The following is a 15,177-nucleotide window of genomic DNA, read 5'->3' as shown; positions in this document are numbered from 1 at the left end:
TCGAAACCGTTCCGAAGCGTGATCCGGGGGCCGTTCGCATCACACCTCCTCCGGGAAAAACTTCAAGGTCGAGCGGATCGCGTTGGGCGCCGCCTGCCCGAGGCCGCAGATGGAGGCATCCGTCATCACCTGGCACAGGTCCTCCAGCAACGCGCCGTCCCATCGCTCGGCCTGCATCAGCTTCACCGCCTTCTCGCAGCCGACCCGGCAGGGCGTGCATTGTCCGCAGCTTTCGTCCTCGAAGAAGCGCATCATGTTGAGCGCCGCGGCGCGGCAGTCGTCCCAGTCCGACAGGATCACCACCGCCGCCGAGCCGATGAAGGTGCCGAAAGGCTGGAGCGTATCGAAGTCGAGCGGCACATCGTCGACAGAGGCAGGCAACAGCCCCGACGACGGCCCGCCGGGCTGGAACGCCTTGAACCTGTGGCCGTCCAGCATGCCGCCAGCGGCCGCGATCACATCGAGGATCGTGGACCCGGCGGGGAGCAGGTAGACGCCGGGCTCCTTCACCCGACCCGACACCGAGTAGTTCCGCAGCCCGGTGCGCCCGTTCCGCTCCACGCTGTTCATCACCTCCGGGCCGAAGCGCGCCACGCGGGCGACCCAGTACAGCGACTCGACATTGTGCACGAGCGTCGGCTGACCGAAGAGGCCGACCTGCGCCACGAAAGGGGGGCGGTGGCGCGGGATGCCGCGCTTGCCCTCGATCGACTCGATCATCGCGCTTTCTTCGCCGCAGATGTAGGCCCCTGCCCCGCGCCGAAGTTCGATATAGCCAGGCGCGACGATCCCCGCAGCCTCCAGCCGTGAAATGGCACGTCGCAGGATCCACAGCACCGCCGGGTATTCGTCGCGCATGTAGAGGTAGCATTTCTCTGCCTCCACCGCCCAGGCGGCGATCAGCATGCCTTCAAGGAACATGTGGGGGTCGCGCTCGATGTGGTGGCGGTCCTTAAACGTGCCGGGCTCGCCTTCGTCGCCGTTCACCGCAAGGTAGCGTGGCCCCGGATTGGCCCGAACAAACCCCCATTTCTTGCCGGACGGGAAGCCTGCGCCGCCCATGCCGCGCAATCCCGCTTCCGAGATCTTCTCTTGCAAATCTTCCCAGTCGCCGTTCTCCCGAAGCGCGACGAGGGTGCGATAGCCACCGTCGGCAAGGTATTCCGCGTAGCGTTTGTAGTCAGGAATGCGTGGCTCGACCTCCCCGGCGTGCATGGCCGCGATCACCTTCTCCGCCGTGGCATGGTCGACGTGGTTGTGGCCCAACTCCACGGCGGGTGCGGTATCGCAACGGCCCATGCAGGGGGCACGGAGCACACGCACCTCCGCCGGATCGGTTCCCGCCTCCAGGGCCGCCTTCAGCGCCTGGGCCCCTGCCATCTCGCAGGAAAGGGAATCGCACACCCGGATCGTCAGCGCGGGGGGCGGTGTCTCTCCCTCTCGGACGACGTCGAAATGGGCATAGAAGGTGGCGACCTCGTACACCTCGGCCTGCGCCAGCCGCAACTCCTCGGCGAGTGCGCAGATATGGGCGGCCGAGAGATGTCCATGCCGATCCTGAATCAGGTGGAGGAACTCGATCAGAAGATCGTGCCGGCGGGGTCGATCCCCCAGCAGCGCGCGCACCTCCCGCAGCGCACCGTCCTCCGCCTGCCGACCCTTCGGGGTCTTGCGGCTCTTGCCGGTGCCCTTCCGCTTCCAGATGCCTTTCTGATCATCCAATGGTGCCATCAGGTGCCCTCCCTCATCAAAGGAGCGTTGCATCAGCGGAATGGATCGTCAAATCACCGATTTTGAAGAAGCAATAAGCGCGTGTTATCGACTAGACGTCAAGAACCCGCCGCAGCGCCGCGACCGTCGGCAGCCCGGCTCCACGGACCGGCGTGACAAGGCTGACCGACTTCTCCACCACCGGATCGACAAGGGGCAGCGCGACCGTCGCTTCGAACCCGCCGAGGCTTTCCAGAAGGACGCGAGGCACCACTGTCGCGGCAAGACCTTCGACCGTCATCACCAGCGATGCGGTGAAACCACTGGTTTCCGCCACCACATGGGGGTGGACGCCGACGTCCTCGAAAACCTGGTCGAGTATGCGGCGGTTTTGCATCCCGGGTTCCAGAAGGCTCAGCGGCACCTCGGCCAACTCCGCCCACCCGACCTGACCCGTCAATCGCGGCGCCAATGCGCGCGGCGCCAGCAGGACATAGCTTTCCTCGTAGATAGGCTCGATCCGCATGAGGTCCGGGGACGCGCCTTCGGTATAGGTGATGCCCGCATCGAACACCCCGTGCTCGATCCCCTGCTGCACCGCCAGCGAGGAGGCCGCCTGCAATCGCACCGTGATGCCGGGATGCGCCTGCCTGAGCCGCTGCACCAGTCGTCCGGCATAGGCCATCGCCGTGGGGATTACCCCGAGCGCAAGCTCGCCCGAGATCTCGCCACGGACGGCGCGGATCTCCTGCTCAAGAGCCTTGACCTCGTCTAGTACCCGGCGGGCATGCCGCACGACGGTCTCGCCCTCGGTGGTCAGCCCCTGAAACCGGTTGCCGCGCCGGACGATCTGCGTATCCAACCGCTCTTCGATCTTGCGGATTCGCATGGAGAAGGCAGGCTGTGACACCCCGCAGGCCTCCGCCGCCCTGGCAAAGTGCTTGTGCAGCGCGAGCGCGCTCAGAAACTCAAGATCCCGCAGGTCGAGCATTGCGTCCGTCCTCTCTTCTTCCCTGCCATATCGCAGCGCGCGACGTCGGGCTACAGGGACACGGCCGGCGCCGACGCTCAGGTCCATTTGGCCACTTGGTCCAACCCTGCAAATATGCGAGGAAAGTTCCCGAGCGACCGCCAAAGGTGCGGCCCGCAAGAAATTTCTGGAGGAGGTCGCTATGGCCGATGGAACCGGCGGCACGGAATTGCCGCACCTTCCGAGCTATGTGAGTGTGCCGGGACAGACGGACGTGCTCTTCGTGGTCGTGGCCACCTTTGTGATCCTGCTCATCCTCGGGCTCGGGATCTTCTACTTCAAGCTGCATGCGCTTCCCGAACAGATGGCCCATTCCAAGAGCCCCGCGCAGTATCAGCTTGTCGCGATCCTCGCGCTGATCGGGCTTCTGACCCACAACAATGCGTTCTGGATCGGTGCCCTGCTGCTCGCGGCGATCTCGTTGCCCGATTTCCTGACGCCCTTGCGCTCGATTGCCATGTCTCTCCAGAAGATGTCAGGCTCCGAGGCGCCTGAGCCTGAACCGAGTGCCGATGTGACTCGCTATACACGGGCCGCGCAGAGCGATTTCGTCGATCGCGACGCCTGGGAAGACCGCGACGCAGCGGAGGGAGAAAAGAATGCTTGAACTCCTGTTCTGCGCGACCTTCACACTCCTGCCGGACTACCTCTATCGGCGCTTTCGGCAAGGGAAGCGGATCGGGCACGAGATCACGCTCTTCTCTGTCTGGTACGAGCTTCGGATCGGCCTGACGACCTGCCTCATGCTGACGATCGCGCTGATCACCGTGGTGTTCTACTACCACCCGTCCAGCACCAACGTGACGTCCTTCTTTCGTACCGTCTCCATCCTGCCGGAGGGCAGTGGCCGCGTGAAGGAAATCTTCATCGCGACCAACGACGAGGTAAAGCAGGGGGATCTGCTTTTCACCCTGGACGACAGGACGCAACGAGCCGCGGTTGACAGTGCCGAGAAACGCGTGGCCGAGGTCGAGGCGGAGTTCGACACGGCAGAAGCCGAACTCGCCGCGGCGCAGGGTGCCGTGGATCAGGCGCAAGGCGCGCTCACGCAGGCCGAGGAAGAACTCGAAATACGGGCCCAGTTGCTCGCGGAGGGCTCACCCGCGACCAGCCCGCGCGAGGTGGAGCGGCTCGAGAATACGGTCGATTCCCGTCTCGGTGCCTATGAGACGGCACAGGCGCAGTACAAGGCCGTGGAAACGAAGCTGACCAGGTCCCTGCCTGCCAAGCTGGAAACGGCCAAGGCCCAGTTGGAGGAGGCCAATACCGCGCTGTCGAAGATGGAAGTCTACGCCGGGGTCAACGGAGTAGTGCAGCAATTCGGGCTGCAGGTTGGCGACATCGTCAATCCGTTCATGCGCCCGGCCGGACTTCTGGTACCACCGGCGGTCGGGGACGGCATCTTCCAGGCCGGCTTCAACCAACTGAATGCCCAGGTGATCAAGCTGGGCATGATCGGTGAGATGACCTGTCTGTCACAGCCCTTCTTCATCGTGCCGGTCCGGGTGTCGGCCCTGCCTCCTGTTGTTGCGACCGGTCAATTTCGTCCGTCGGACCAGCTGCTCGACGTCCAGGATCGCGCGCGTCCGGGGACATTGCTGGTCCAGGTCGAAGAGGTTTTCGAGGGGTCGACCGATCGGATTGCCCCGGGCTCGAAGTGCATCCTGAACCTCTACACCGACAACCACGAGCGCCTTGCGACCGAAGAGTTCGGGTTCTGGCATGGCCTCTACCTGCACATGGTGGATACGGTCGGACTGGTTCACGCACTGATCCTGCGCATTCAGGCCCTTATGCTGCCGGTCAACGGCCTTGTCCTGACCGGGGGCCACTGAAGCTTCGGCCTGACTTTGCGCCGCCCGATCCGCGCACAAACGGTTCGGGCGGTCAAATGGCGCTGTGGTGCCCGCGAGGGGGGGGTGACAGCCGCCGGGCAGAGCCCGAGCGGCGACAGCGCCGCTTCGCGGCGTGCACCTGCGGTGCGGCGGGTGAGCTTGGCTTCTGCAGCGCGCCGCGCCCGAAGGGCGCCACGCCCAACGGGAGGAGATGCATCTTCGATGCGGCGACGACGGGCGGGAGCCATCCGACCTGCCGTTCCCCTTGTGCAGGCCGATGTGTGGCAGAACACCGATGCCCCGGAAGCTAGCCCTTCCTGACGGCGGCCTCGGCGGCACGGCGCGCCTCCTTCGCCTTCACCTGCAAGCGGCGGTAGTGCAGCGTAGGCTCCGTGTAGCCGGACGGCCAGTTGCCATCGTTGAACACCAGATCACAGGCCGCCTGAAAGGCATGGCTGCCAAACTCGGGCGCCATCGGCCGATATTCCGGGTCGCCGGCGTTCTGCGCATCCACCTTCTCTGCCATCCGCCGCATCGCCTTCATGACCTGGGCTTCGTCAACGATGCGGTGGTGCAGCCAGTTGACCAGCGCCTGGCTTGAGATCCGACAGGTCGCGCGATCCTCCATCAGGCCAACGTCGTTGATATCGGGCACCTTGGAGCACCCCACACCGTGGTTCACCCACCGCACGACATACCCCAGGATGCCCTGACAGCAATTGTCGACTTCGGCGGCAATCTCTTCCGCCGAGAGGTCGCGCTCCAGCAACGGGATTGTCAGCAGATCGTCGAGCGAACCGCGTGGCGCGCCACCGCTCTCCTGGGCGATCTCGTCCTGCCGGTCGGCGACATTCACGATGTGGTAGTGGGTGGCGTGCAGTACAGCGGCCGTGGGGCTCGGCACCCAGGCGCAATTCGCACCGGCGAGCGGATGGGCGATCTTCTGTGCCAGCATATCGGCCATCAGGTCGGGCATCGCCCACATGCCCTTGCCGATCTGCGCCCGCCCTTTCAGACCACAGGCGAGCCCGATGTCGACGTTGCGATCCTCGTAGGTCTTCAGCCACAGCGCGCTCTTCATCTCCGCCTTCGGCACCATCGGTCCGGCTTCCATGGAGGTGGAGGTCTCGTCACCGGTCCGATCCAGGAACCCGGTGTTGATGAAGCAGACACGATGACGCGCGGCGTGGATGCAGGCGGCAAGGTTCGCGGAGGTCCGCCGTTCTTCGTCCATGATACCGATCTTGACGGTATAACGCGGCAGGCCCAGGAGCTCCTCCACGCGTGAAAACAGGTCATCCGTCAGCGCCACCTCGTCGGGCCCGTGCATCTTCGGCTTCACGACATAGACCGACCCCTCAGTGCCGTTGACCGGCCCGCCTTCGCGCGACAGATCATGCATCGCGATCAGGGTGGAAAGGAGCGCATCCATCAGCCCTTCGCCGATCTCCTTACCCTCCGGATCCAGAACCGCTGGCGTGGTCATCAGGTGCCCCACATTGCGTACCAACATCAGCGACCGCCCCTTGAGGACCCTCGGGCTGCCATCCGTCGCGGTATAAGGGATGTCGGGGTTCAGTGCCCGGGTGAAGGTCTTGCCGCCCTTTCTGACCTCCTCGGTCAGGTCGCCTTTCATCAGGCCGAGCCAGTTGCGATAGGCCAGCGCCTTGTCCGGCCCGTCGACGCAGGCCACGCTGTCTTCCATGTCCATGATCGTGGACACCGCGGCCTCGACGATGATGTCGGAGATGCCCGCCGGATCGGCGGCCCCCACTTCCGTCGTGGGGTCGAAGACGATGCGAATATGCAACCCGTTCACCCGCAGCAACACCTCTGCCAGGGCCCCGGTGTCGGGATTGATGACCGTTCCCGCGAAGCCGCCCGGATCGGCGAGCGCGGTCACCGCCTCGCCCAGCAACAGACCAAGGTTCGGCCCGTCGAACGTCACCCCCGTCAACTCTGACCAGGTGCCCGCCCCAAGGGGGACGACCTTGTCGAGATGCGCCTTGGCCCAGTCGATCACCTGCGCGCCCCGCGCGGCATCGTAGCCTGCCCCTTCCGGCAGGCTTCCCAGCGCGTCAGTGCCGTAGAGCGCGTCATACAGGCTGCCCCACCGCGCATTGGCCGCATTCAAGGCGTAGCGCGCGTTGGTGATCGGGACCACGAGCTGCGGTCCGGCGATGGAGGTGAACTCCGGATCGACATTGTCCACATCGATGGAAAACGGCTCGGGCTCCGGCACGAGGTACCCGATCTCCTCCAAAAACGCACGGTAGGCCAAGGGGTTGTGCCCACCGTCGCGGTTGTTCAGATGCCACGAATCGATCTGCTGATGAATCCGCGCCCGGGTTTCCAGCGCCGCCTTGTTGCGGGGACCGAATTCCGACACGATCGCAGCCAGCCCTTCCCAAACCGCCTCGGACGGAACACCCGTGCCCGGCACGGCTTCCTCTTCGATGAACCGCGCCAGATGCTCTTCAACCTGCAGCCCGCTGCGCTCGACATAAGTCACCACAAGGATCCTCCGCGTACTTCCCCAATCCGTCTGTCACGAACCCTAGCAGAACCGTCAGGTGCTTCAATCGACACCGCGCGGAAGGCATCCATCGGGTCACGGCAGGCTCGACCTCATGCGCAATGCCGCAGGCTGCGGCCGCCGTGTTGCGTGCGCCCGCGCCTTCGTTTGCCGGGATTGAAACGACCTCAGAAGCGGATATTCCAGAGCAGGAACGGACCGGCCTTGTTGTAGCTGGTGACAAACTCGTCCTCGGGCAGATCCCAGTCCATCTCCCGGTATCCGAACACAACATCGCCACGGCCATATTCATACCCGATGCCGACCAAGGCCTGCCACGTCATGTCGGACTGACCGGTGCCGATGTCGAAGTTGAACGGCACGAACCAGTTTTCGTTGATCATCGCCCGGCCGTTCAGTCCGACGACTGCATCCCAGTAGGAGGCACTGTCGCTGAACTTGAAAGACTGGGCATTTGCATCCACCTGGAAATCCGTGTCGAGGTTCAGATAGCGCGCGCCGAAGGTTCCGTAGAGTTGGTAGCTGTCGGTCTGCGCCAGCTTGTACCCGCCGCCGAAGGAAAAGATCCGCTCCTTGATGTCGACGTCACCGAATGCGTCGATACCGCCAGCGGGTTCGCCGGGAGCGAGCGCAAAGCTCCTGTCTCCGTCCTTGGTCAGGTGCGCGTAGGAAAACTCGCCAAAGACGAGCCACGGATCCCGGAATGCAACAAGCGCCCCCATCAGTGCGAAGTTGAGGTTCTCCACGATCTTGTCGAACCCGATTGCAAGCTCCTTGCCACCGGCGGTCTCCTTGATCTCGGTTCCCCAGAGATAGAGCTTGAGCTCGTAGACCCAGTCGTTGGTGCCTGCATAGGGCGAAGTGCCTTGTGCCGAGGCCATCGGAGCCATGGTCGACAATGCGGCCGCAACGGCAGTGCATAGAAATCTGTTCATCCCGAAGTCCTTCCTCCCAATTCGACGTGCCAACGAGTATCGACGGTCGTCCCGCCAATTCTACAACACTATCGGCAACAAGAGTATCGGATCGGGCTGCGGCACATGAAAGCACTGCACGGCATCACCGAATCATCTCTTGAAAAGCGATTCGGCGTTCCCTGGGACGGGTCCACGGTTCCTGCAGACATGCCGCCGGTGTTTTTCTCGCCCCGGGGTGGCGAAGGTCATGCACCCGCCCCTTGATCCATCAACACATTCACATTACATTATGACTTGGATGCGGGACCGACATCGGGTCCGTAAAGTGGCGCCGTGCATTTGGACCTGGAACCGTTCCGTGCGCCACCAGCCCCCCGACGCATCGCCGGGCAGGGCACCAGAGGCGATGTTCCTGTAGCGGGCACCAAGTGCGCCCACGACGCATCAAATGTCTCGACCGAGGACTATTCACTTGGGGATCGGGTTGAACTCGCCCCCTCCGGATGCGACCTTTGCCGTTGCGAACTGGATGGAAACGCTATGGAAGACCTCTCAATTCAAGAAGACACCTCCGTGCTGCCCGTGGTCGACGAGCGCACGACGGAGGAAGAACTGGACCAGATCGCCACAAAGGCGACACAGGCGGCCAACTTTCTCAAGGCCATCAGTCATGAAGGTCGACTGATGATCCTGTGCCATCTGGTTTCGGGCGAGAAATCGGTCACGGAGCTGGAGCATTTGCTCTCCGCCCGCCAGGCCGCCGTGTCGCAGCAGCTTTCCCGCCTGCGGCTGGAAGGCCTTGTCCAGCCGCGCCGGGACGGCAAGACGATCTACTATTCGTTGGTCGACGACCGCCCGCGCAAGATCCTTGAAGTGGTCTACGAGTTGTTCTGCGCCGAGGACAGGGCCTAGACGCCCCCCGTGAAGCGGGCCACCGGCCCGCCTCCTCGCTTTGCCGAAATCGCCGCGCCGCATTCGGGCGCACCGACAGCGAATCGCCGTGCCCGGCGTTCCCTGTCAGTAGGGGCCGCGGATGTGTTCCTTGACCTCTGCCTCGTAGAATGCCGCCAGGTCGACCCGCATCGGTTCTGGCAGCGGGGCAAGATCCGAAACTGAGACATTGCGCATCACCTGGTCGGGCGCACTGGCCCCGGGAATGATCGTCGAAACAGCCGGATGATCAAGAATCCAGCGCTGTGCCAGACCGGCCAGCGTCACTCCTTCAGGCAGCATGGGTTTCAGGCGATCGGCCAGCGCCACGGCTGTTTCGAAGGGAATTCCGGCAAAAGTCTCTCCGACATTGAACGCCGCACCGTCGCGGTTGAAGCTCCGGTGATCGCCTTCGGCGAACTGGCTGTCGACGCGGAATTTCCCGCTCAGGACACCGCTGGCCAGCGGCAACCGCACGATGATACCGACACCCCGCGCCGCCGCCTGCGGCAGCAACTCGGAGGACAGCTTCTGCCGGAACAGGTTGAAGATCACCTGAAGCGATTGCAGCCCATTCTGCTCGAGGCAGAGCAGCCCCTCCTCCACCGTCTCGACGCTGGCGCCGAAGTGGCGGATCGCCCCGTCGTCCTGTAACTTGCGGAGCCAGTCGAAGATCACGCCGTCGCGCAGGACATCCGTCGGGATGCAATGCAGCTGAAGCAGGTCCAGCGCCTCAACCCCGAGCCGCTCGCGCGAGGCATCGACTCCGCGTCTCAGGGCGTCCTCGGTGTAGCCGTCCGGGTAGACCCCGGCGCCGCGACCGAACTTCGTGGCGACCCGGATCGGTGCCCCGTCGTGGTGCCGCAGGAACTGGCCGATCAGGTCCTCGCTGCGCCCCTGACCATAGACATCGGCCGTATCGAAGAAGCTCACACCCTGCTGTGCAGCCGTTTCCAGGATCTCCAGCGCGATATCCCGGCGCAGCCCGGACCCCCAGTCGGACCCGAGTTGCCAGCACCCCAACCCGACTTCGCTCACCTCGAAGCCATTTGCGCCTAATTGTCTGGTTTTCATGGAACATCCCTCCGATACCGGGCGCCCACCGACAAGTCCGACGCCCTCGAAACCGGAGTCCTTGTCCTGCGCCCGAACGGAGAGGTCAAATGCTTCCGCGCCGGAACACCCCTGTCCGGGGCGCGGTGGATCGTCACTGGGGCGCGCGCGACTAGTCCGCGGCGGTGATGGCATCCTTGCGGTAGCGATAGGCCGTCTTCCCGGCCAAAGGCGCGTAGGCGGGGTGCTTGCCATGGGCGCTCGGTGCGCCGGTTAACTCTGCGATATCGTCGCGATAGGTGCCGGTGACAAGCTGACGCTCTCGTTCGACACGCGCGTTGATCCGCTGCGTCGAGGCAGGCAGGACAACGACCTCCTGGGTCACTGGGATGTCGTTGGTGATCTCGACGGGTTGCTGGCAGGCCACAAGACCGCTGCCCAGCACCAATGCAGCTCCGAGGCGCATCGCGCGCGCTCCGAGGTTCGCCCCCGGACCCCGACCTTGGCTCGTTGTATCCTCGACGTCCAACACAGTGCTTTCCTTCCATGGCCCGCATCAACTTCCGGCAAGGAAACAATACCGTGCAATGCGCATCCGGTATACCACTGATTTGGCACTGCAAATACCGGCGCCACCGAAAGTGGCAGGGTCAGCCGCGATTGACGCTCGCAATTGCCGCATCCGGGACCATCGGGACCGCAGTGGATTCCACCCGAGAACAGGGCATTTGACCTTGCTCGCCCGCAGGTCGGCGTGCCGCCCCTCGATTGGCAGTGGTCCGCTCTGGGTCCCCGCCGTTTCCGCAGCCGACCACCGGATCCGTCAGCGAACGCCCCAAAGGCGAGATGCTCCAAGCCCGGTCAGCTTGCCTGCGACGAGCGCAGCCGCAGAGAGCCGCACTCCGCGCAGACGAGCTTGCCGACCAGCGGGTCCGCTAGTTGTGGTGCGCATAGAGCGCAGCCACCGCGCAGGAGACCAGGCGCGACTTCTCGTCATCCGCGCGGCTGGTCAGGATCACCGGGCACTTGGCCCCGATCACGATCCCGCCTGCCTCAGCATGGGCGATGAAGGTCAGCTCCTTGGCCAGCATATTCGCCGACTCGAGGTTGGGCGCGATCAGGATTTCCGCCTGTCCGGCGACCATGGACTGAATCCCCTTCGTCCGCGCAGCCTCGATGTCGATTGCATTGTCCATCGCCAGCGGACCATCGACCAGCGCGCCCTTGATCTGGCCACGTTCCGCCATCTTGGCGATTGCAGCGGCATCGAGGGTGGAGGGGATCTTCGGTGTCACGGTCTCAACGGCCGACAGAATCCCCACCTTTGGCTCCGGCATGCCCAGCGTATGCGCAAGGTCGATGGCATTCTGGGTGATGTCGACCTTGGTTTCCAGGTCCGGTGCAATGTTGATCGCGGCGTCCGAGATCAGCAACAGATGCGTCAAGCCCGGCACATCCATGACAAAGACATGGCTCAGCCGACGCCCGGCACGCAATCCGCCGTCGCGCTTAACAACCTGTCCGAGCAACTCGTCGGTGTGCAACTGGCCCTTCATGACGGCTTGGGCACGTCCTTCGTTGACAAGCCGCACGCCGATCGCCGCGGCAAGCCGGTGGCTCGGCTCGTGGATCAGCTCGAACTGAGAGATATCCCGGCCGAGGTCCAGCGCCGCGGCGCGGATCAACTCCTCGTCCCCAATCAGGATCGGGTCGATAATCGTCTGCTCGGCGGCCATCAGCGGCCCGAGCAGGGCGTCCCCTTCTTCCGGCGCGACAACGGCGGTCTTTATCGGGGGCAACGGCCTTGCCTCTTCCAGCAACTTGTCGAAATGAGCGTGTTTTTCGACGATGAGGCCGGGGATATCGCCGACATTGTAGTCCATCGGCTCGGTCGGCGCATAGACCTGCACCTCCCCCGTCGCGAGCTTCTTGCCCCCGGTCGTATCGACACGGCAGGAGAACCGGGCGACATTTTCGGCAAGCTTTTCCAGCAACACCACCCGGATGATCAGTTCATCCCCGGCATGAGCCCGCTCGAAGAACTCCATCCTGTGGGACTTGTAGAGCGTTCCCGGTCCCGGCAGCTTGTTGCCCAGCGCGGAGGACACCAGCGTCGTCACCCACATGGCAGGCGCCACCGGTTCATGCAGCCCGGCATCGCCCTCCAGCTCCTTCATGCGTGGGAAGTGCTTGGGGTTCATGTTGCCTGTGATGTTCGCAAAGACAAAGAAATCGTCCGCCCGGCAGATCCGGCGAACCTCCGCCTCCATGCCGACCTCGAGCTGGTCCCAGGGTACGTTGGTCAGTGTGGTCATTTCGCCATCCTTGCTGTGGGCCCGCATCACCGGACCTGTCAGACCGGGACGTGTGGCCCGGTCTGCCGGAGCGCATTTCGCCTAGGCATGTAGTATGACTAAACCCTGAACTTCCACCGCCCAGCGGCTCAAAAACGCCCGGGTGACGCAAGTGCCACTGAGATCCGGCCAATATGCCGCAGCGCGGCAGCCCGCGGCACGCCCCCTGTCCGGCCATGCCCGCGCGATGCCGAAGGCGCTTTGCGACCTCTGGCGCGCGTGCTAGCACGGTGGCAGGGACGATTTCGACAAGAGGAAGGGCAAACCCGTGAAATCCATAGCTTTCGCCGCATTCACCCTGATGGCCGCAGCTGCTCCGGCGCTTTCCCAGGATGCCCGATATACCCTTGAGCTGAACAACGCCCGTGCGGCGGAAACCGGCTGTCGTCTGACCTATGTGGCGATGAACGCCACCGGGACAGACCTTTCTGCCACCTCCTTCGAGGTTGCGGTGTTCGACCAGGACGGAAAGGTAAATCGCCTGCTCATCCTGGAGTTCGGTGCGTTGAAGGATGGCCGGACCAAGGTGGTTCAGTTCGACCTTGCGGAGCAGGGCTGCGAGGATATCTCCCGCCTACTGGTCAACAGCGTCGCCGAATGCAGCGCCACCGAGGGCACCGCACCGGATTGCCTCGACGTGCTGGAGGCGAGTTCGCGCACCGATATCGACTTCGGGCTGTGAGCCTAACGGAGCAGTTTTCCGGCTGACGCCCCCCTGTGGTCACTGGCGCGCACGGGGCGTTGTTCCTGCAAGGCGAGCCCATGCCTCCGATCCGTGCGGATTGTGTGCAACCGATGCATCGACCGCCGGGGAGGTGGGGCGGCTTGCATGCAGGCATTGCATCCCCGCCCATGCCGCTGCCCGCTATGTGATGCACTCTCTCCGGCGACCTCTGTCGTTGCATTCGCTGCATTGCGGCATTGCACATGCGGCACTGGCGCTGCTACCGCTAACAACTATCCTTTAAGCAGGAACGCAAAAAAAGGATTTTGTCATGACCGAGCAGAACAGTGAGTTCAGAAACACCGCCGCCGACTTCCGCCGGATCGAGCGTGAGGCACAACGGGCGCAGGCCGAAGCCCTTCGTGGCATGGTCTCTTCCGCAGGCTCCGCACTGGGTCGGGTGATCAAGGCTCCGCTGGCGCTCTTCGCGCGGGCAACCGGCAATCGGCTCTCCGGCGACAACACCTACCGGCGACACCTCGCCTCGATGAAGCGCAACAGCGTCACGACGTCGATCCTCTGATCCCGACCTGAAGGCAAAGGGGTTTCACTCACCCCCGACGCCCGAATCCCCGGCCCCCGCCTGTTTTCCACCGGCGGGGGCCGTGTCGTTCTACCACCCTGCCCTAGCGCGGCGGGCGCACCGCTAAAATACCTGTCGCGGCGTGCCCTCCCCTCGGCGGGGCCAGACAGGCGCGGACAGGAATGGCATCACCGCCGCCATGGTATCAGGCATCTTCAAATCTCGTCTCGAGTGCCGCACTGTGCTACGCGGCATTCAGGAGGCCCGTCATGGATGGTTTCACGCGCTACGCGATCTTCTACTACCCCCCGGACGGGCCGCTTGCCGATTTCGGTGCACGCTGGCTGGGCTGGGATCCGCGCACCGGGCGCAGGCTCGCCCACCCGGCACTCCCCGGTCTGCCGCGTCCCGTTGCGGCGATCACGGGGACGCCCCGAAAATACGGGTTTCACGGCACGCTGAAGCCACCGTTCCAACTGGCGCAGGGCTTCGACGTTTCGGAGCTTCACGCCGCAACGGAGGCGCTTGCGGCCTCGCTGGCTCCGGTCCTTCTGGATGAGCTGACACTGGCACGCATCGACGGATTCCTGGCGCTTGTGCCAGAGGGCGAGACGACACCGCTGGCGCTCCTCGCTGCCCGTGTGGTCGAGGCGCTCGACGCCTTCCGCCAGCCCCCCGAGGAAAACGAGCTTGCCCGCCGGCGCGCGCCCGGCCTCAGTGACCGGCAGGAAGTCCTGTTGCAGCAATGGGGTTATCCCTACGTGATGGAGGAATTCCGATTTCACCTGACGCTGACTGGCGGGCTTTCCGACGCAGAGGCCGAGGCCGTGGCGGAGCGGCTTCGGCCGGAGATCGCGCCACTCCTGCCCCGCCCATTCCGGATCCGTGACATTTGCCTCTTTGGCGAGGGTCAGGACGGCCGGTTTCACCTCCTTCACCGTTACGCGCTCACCGGCTGATCCGCTTCCCGACAGGCCGCCTGCGGACTGGAGCCGCGACGTCGAGCCCAGCCTTTCAGCGGCGATCTACGCAGCCTCCGACAGTATCATTCGCGTGGGCCGAATGGCTCGGGGGGCATCGCCCCACCGAGACCTGCGAGGGCCCCAACGCCTCCACGACGCCACCCATCAAGCTGAACCCGCCAGTCCCAGTGCATCGGCCACCGATCGGATGGTCGCAATTGTACAGGGATTGCCCGTCCATCGTCATGTCTCTGCCCCAATTGGGGAGGATTGCTTTGCCTGACAAAGACAAAGGAGACCCACATGGAATGGCTGTCCCAGATCACCGTAGGTGACGTGATCCTGAGCGTCCTCACCTGCTGCCTGATCCACGAAAGCCTCGTGGCTCTCCTGCCCGATGCCGTTGCCGGCCCCGGCGGCTGGCTGATCGATACCGGCGCCGAGGACTGAACACTGCCGGTTGGCGGGTCCTGCCCGCCCAATGGTGCGCAGCCTGTGCGAAGGGGCCTGCTGCTCTTCTCCGTCTTCACGGACTGCAACCGCAGCACAAGCCCGGCGAGCCGACGAGTGTCCGCTGACATACATCCCGAAGGGTCTTGACCC

Annotated in this window: 14 protein-coding genes; 7 read left to right on the top strand and 7 right to left on the bottom strand. The window is 64.1% G+C overall.

The features are described from left to right. Positions 1 to 39: 39 nt before the first annotated feature. Both CLV78_RS00865 and CLV78_RS00860 read right to left on the bottom strand, forming a co-directional pair. Positions 40 to 1,731, bottom strand: a complete 1,692-nt coding sequence (locus tag CLV78_RS00865) for an NAD(P)H-dependent oxidoreductase subunit E (protein WP_106202888.1) — start codon at positions 1,729 to 1,731, stop codon at positions 40 to 42. Positions 1,732 to 1,822: 91 nt separating this feature from the next. Next, positions 1,823 to 2,701 carry a LysR family transcriptional regulator gene (locus tag CLV78_RS00860; RefSeq protein ID WP_106202887.1) on the bottom strand — a complete coding sequence of 293 codons (879 nt, stop codon included), beginning with the start codon at positions 2,699 to 2,701 and terminating at the stop codon, positions 1,823 to 1,825. A 181-nt stretch (positions 2,702 to 2,882) separates the two neighbouring features. On the opposite strand from CLV78_RS00860, the gene CLV78_RS00855 reads away from it, so the two are divergent. Both CLV78_RS00855 and CLV78_RS00850 read left to right on the top strand, forming a co-directional pair. Then, entirely contained in the window at positions 2,883 to 3,347 is a 465-nt protein-coding gene (locus CLV78_RS00855; RefSeq protein WP_211300923.1) for a hypothetical protein, read from the top strand. Further along, positions 3,340 to 4,575 (top strand): HlyD family secretion protein, encoded by a 1,236-nt coding sequence (locus CLV78_RS00850; RefSeq protein WP_106202886.1) that lies wholly within the window; start codon positions 3,340 to 3,342, stop codon positions 4,573 to 4,575. The genes CLV78_RS00855 and CLV78_RS00850 overlap by 8 nt, the downstream gene beginning before the upstream one ends. Before the next feature lie 307 nt (positions 4,576 to 4,882). On the opposite strand, the gene CLV78_RS00845 is transcribed toward CLV78_RS00850, so the two are convergent. After that, on the bottom strand, positions 4,883 to 7,090 hold the full coding sequence (locus CLV78_RS00845; RefSeq protein WP_106202885.1) for a malate synthase G: 2,208 nt from the start codon (positions 7,088 to 7,090) through the stop codon (positions 4,883 to 4,885). 188 nt (positions 7,091 to 7,278) lie between these two features. After that, positions 7,279 to 8,046 carry a hypothetical protein gene (locus CLV78_RS00840; protein WP_106202884.1) on the bottom strand — a complete coding sequence of 256 codons (768 nt, stop codon included), beginning with the start codon at positions 8,044 to 8,046 and terminating at the stop codon, positions 7,279 to 7,281. Positions 8,047 to 8,568: 522 nt separating this feature from the next. On the opposite strand from CLV78_RS00840, the gene CLV78_RS00835 reads away from it, so the two are divergent. Further along, entirely contained in the window at positions 8,569 to 8,940 is a 372-nt protein-coding gene (locus tag CLV78_RS00835) for an ArsR/SmtB family transcription factor (protein ID WP_106202883.1), read from the top strand. Between the two features lie 105 nt (positions 8,941 to 9,045). Here the strand turns inward: CLV78_RS00835 and CLV78_RS00830 are convergent, their stop codons facing one another. The 3 genes from CLV78_RS00830 to CLV78_RS00820 all read right to left on the bottom strand — a co-directional run bounded on the left by CLV78_RS00830 (position 9,046) and on the right by CLV78_RS00820 (position 12,326). Continuing rightward, the gene (locus tag CLV78_RS00830; protein ID WP_106202882.1) at positions 9,046 to 10,032 is read right to left on the bottom strand and encodes an aldo/keto reductase; all 987 of its coding nucleotides are present in this window, start codon (positions 10,030 to 10,032) and stop codon (positions 9,046 to 9,048) included. Positions 10,033 to 10,183: 151 nt separating this feature from the next. Next, positions 10,184 to 10,477, bottom strand: a complete 294-nt coding sequence (locus CLV78_RS00825; protein ID WP_146136613.1) for a hypothetical protein — start codon at positions 10,475 to 10,477, stop codon at positions 10,184 to 10,186. A 469-nt stretch (positions 10,478 to 10,946) separates the two neighbouring features. Beyond that, positions 10,947 to 12,326 (bottom strand): bifunctional enoyl-CoA hydratase/phosphate acetyltransferase, encoded by a 1,380-nt coding sequence (locus tag CLV78_RS00820; RefSeq protein WP_106203702.1) that lies wholly within the window; start codon positions 12,324 to 12,326, stop codon positions 10,947 to 10,949. A 307-nt stretch (positions 12,327 to 12,633) separates the two neighbouring features. Between CLV78_RS00820 and CLV78_RS00815 the strand changes: the two genes are divergently transcribed. The 4 genes from CLV78_RS00815 to CLV78_RS23750 all read left to right on the top strand — a co-directional run bounded on the left by CLV78_RS00815 (position 12,634) and on the right by CLV78_RS23750 (position 15,024). Continuing rightward, entirely contained in the window at positions 12,634 to 13,047 is a 414-nt protein-coding gene (locus tag CLV78_RS00815) for a hypothetical protein (RefSeq protein ID WP_245924798.1), read from the top strand. A gap of 313 nt (positions 13,048 to 13,360) precedes the next feature. Next, positions 13,361 to 13,612, top strand: a complete 252-nt coding sequence (locus CLV78_RS00810) for an RSP_7527 family protein (RefSeq protein ID WP_106202880.1) — start codon at positions 13,361 to 13,363, stop codon at positions 13,610 to 13,612. A gap of 269 nt (positions 13,613 to 13,881) precedes the next feature. Beyond that, positions 13,882 to 14,571 carry a DUF1045 domain-containing protein gene (locus CLV78_RS00805; RefSeq protein ID WP_106202879.1) on the top strand — a complete coding sequence of 230 codons (690 nt, stop codon included), beginning with the start codon at positions 13,882 to 13,884 and terminating at the stop codon, positions 14,569 to 14,571. A gap of 306 nt (positions 14,572 to 14,877) precedes the next feature. Then, positions 14,878 to 15,024 (top strand): hypothetical protein, encoded by a 147-nt coding sequence (locus CLV78_RS23750; protein WP_158263390.1) that lies wholly within the window; start codon positions 14,878 to 14,880, stop codon positions 15,022 to 15,024. Positions 15,025 to 15,177 lie beyond the last annotated feature (153 nt).

It is taken from the genome of Aliiruegeria haliotis, from assembly GCF_003003255.1.
GTDB lineage: Bacteria > Pseudomonadota > Alphaproteobacteria > Rhodobacterales > Rhodobacteraceae > Tropicimonas > Tropicimonas haliotis.
This window is presented reverse-complemented; position numbering and strand designations above follow the sequence as displayed.

What these genes read in the sequence shown, in the direction of transcription:
- CLV78_RS00825 (WP_146136613.1), bottom strand. Translation starts at nt 10,477, where the DNA reads ATGCGCCTCGGAGCTGCATTGGTGCTGGGCAGCGGTCTTGTGGCCTGC.
- CLV78_RS00855 (WP_211300923.1), top strand. Translation starts at nt 2,883, where the DNA reads ATGGCCGATGGAACCGGCGGCACGGAATTGCCGCACCTTCCGAGCTAT.
- CLV78_RS00810 (WP_106202880.1), top strand. Translation starts at nt 13,361, where the DNA reads ATGACCGAGCAGAACAGTGAGTTCAGAAACACCGCCGCCGACTTCCGC.
- CLV78_RS00865 (WP_106202888.1), bottom strand. Translation starts at nt 1,731, where the DNA reads ATGGCACCATTGGATGATCAGAAAGGCATCTGGAAGCGGAAGGGCACC.
- CLV78_RS00820 (WP_106203702.1), bottom strand. Translation starts at nt 12,326, where the DNA reads ATGACCACACTGACCAACGTACCCTGGGACCAGCTCGAGGTCGGCATG.
- CLV78_RS00850 (WP_106202886.1), top strand. Translation starts at nt 3,340, where the DNA reads ATGCTTGAACTCCTGTTCTGCGCGACCTTCACACTCCTGCCGGACTAC.
- CLV78_RS00840 (WP_106202884.1), bottom strand. Translation starts at nt 8,046, where the DNA reads ATGAACAGATTTCTATGCACTGCCGTTGCGGCCGCATTGTCGACCATG.
- CLV78_RS00830 (WP_106202882.1), bottom strand. Translation starts at nt 10,032, where the DNA reads ATGAAAACCAGACAATTAGGCGCAAATGGCTTCGAGGTGAGCGAAGTC.
- CLV78_RS23750 (WP_158263390.1), top strand. Translation starts at nt 14,878, where the DNA reads ATGGAATGGCTGTCCCAGATCACCGTAGGTGACGTGATCCTGAGCGTC.
- CLV78_RS00860 (WP_106202887.1), bottom strand. Translation starts at nt 2,701, where the DNA reads ATGCTCGACCTGCGGGATCTTGAGTTTCTGAGCGCGCTCGCGCTGCAC.
- CLV78_RS00835 (WP_106202883.1), top strand. Translation starts at nt 8,569, where the DNA reads ATGGAAGACCTCTCAATTCAAGAAGACACCTCCGTGCTGCCCGTGGTC.
- CLV78_RS00805 (WP_106202879.1), top strand. Translation starts at nt 13,882, where the DNA reads ATGGATGGTTTCACGCGCTACGCGATCTTCTACTACCCCCCGGACGGG.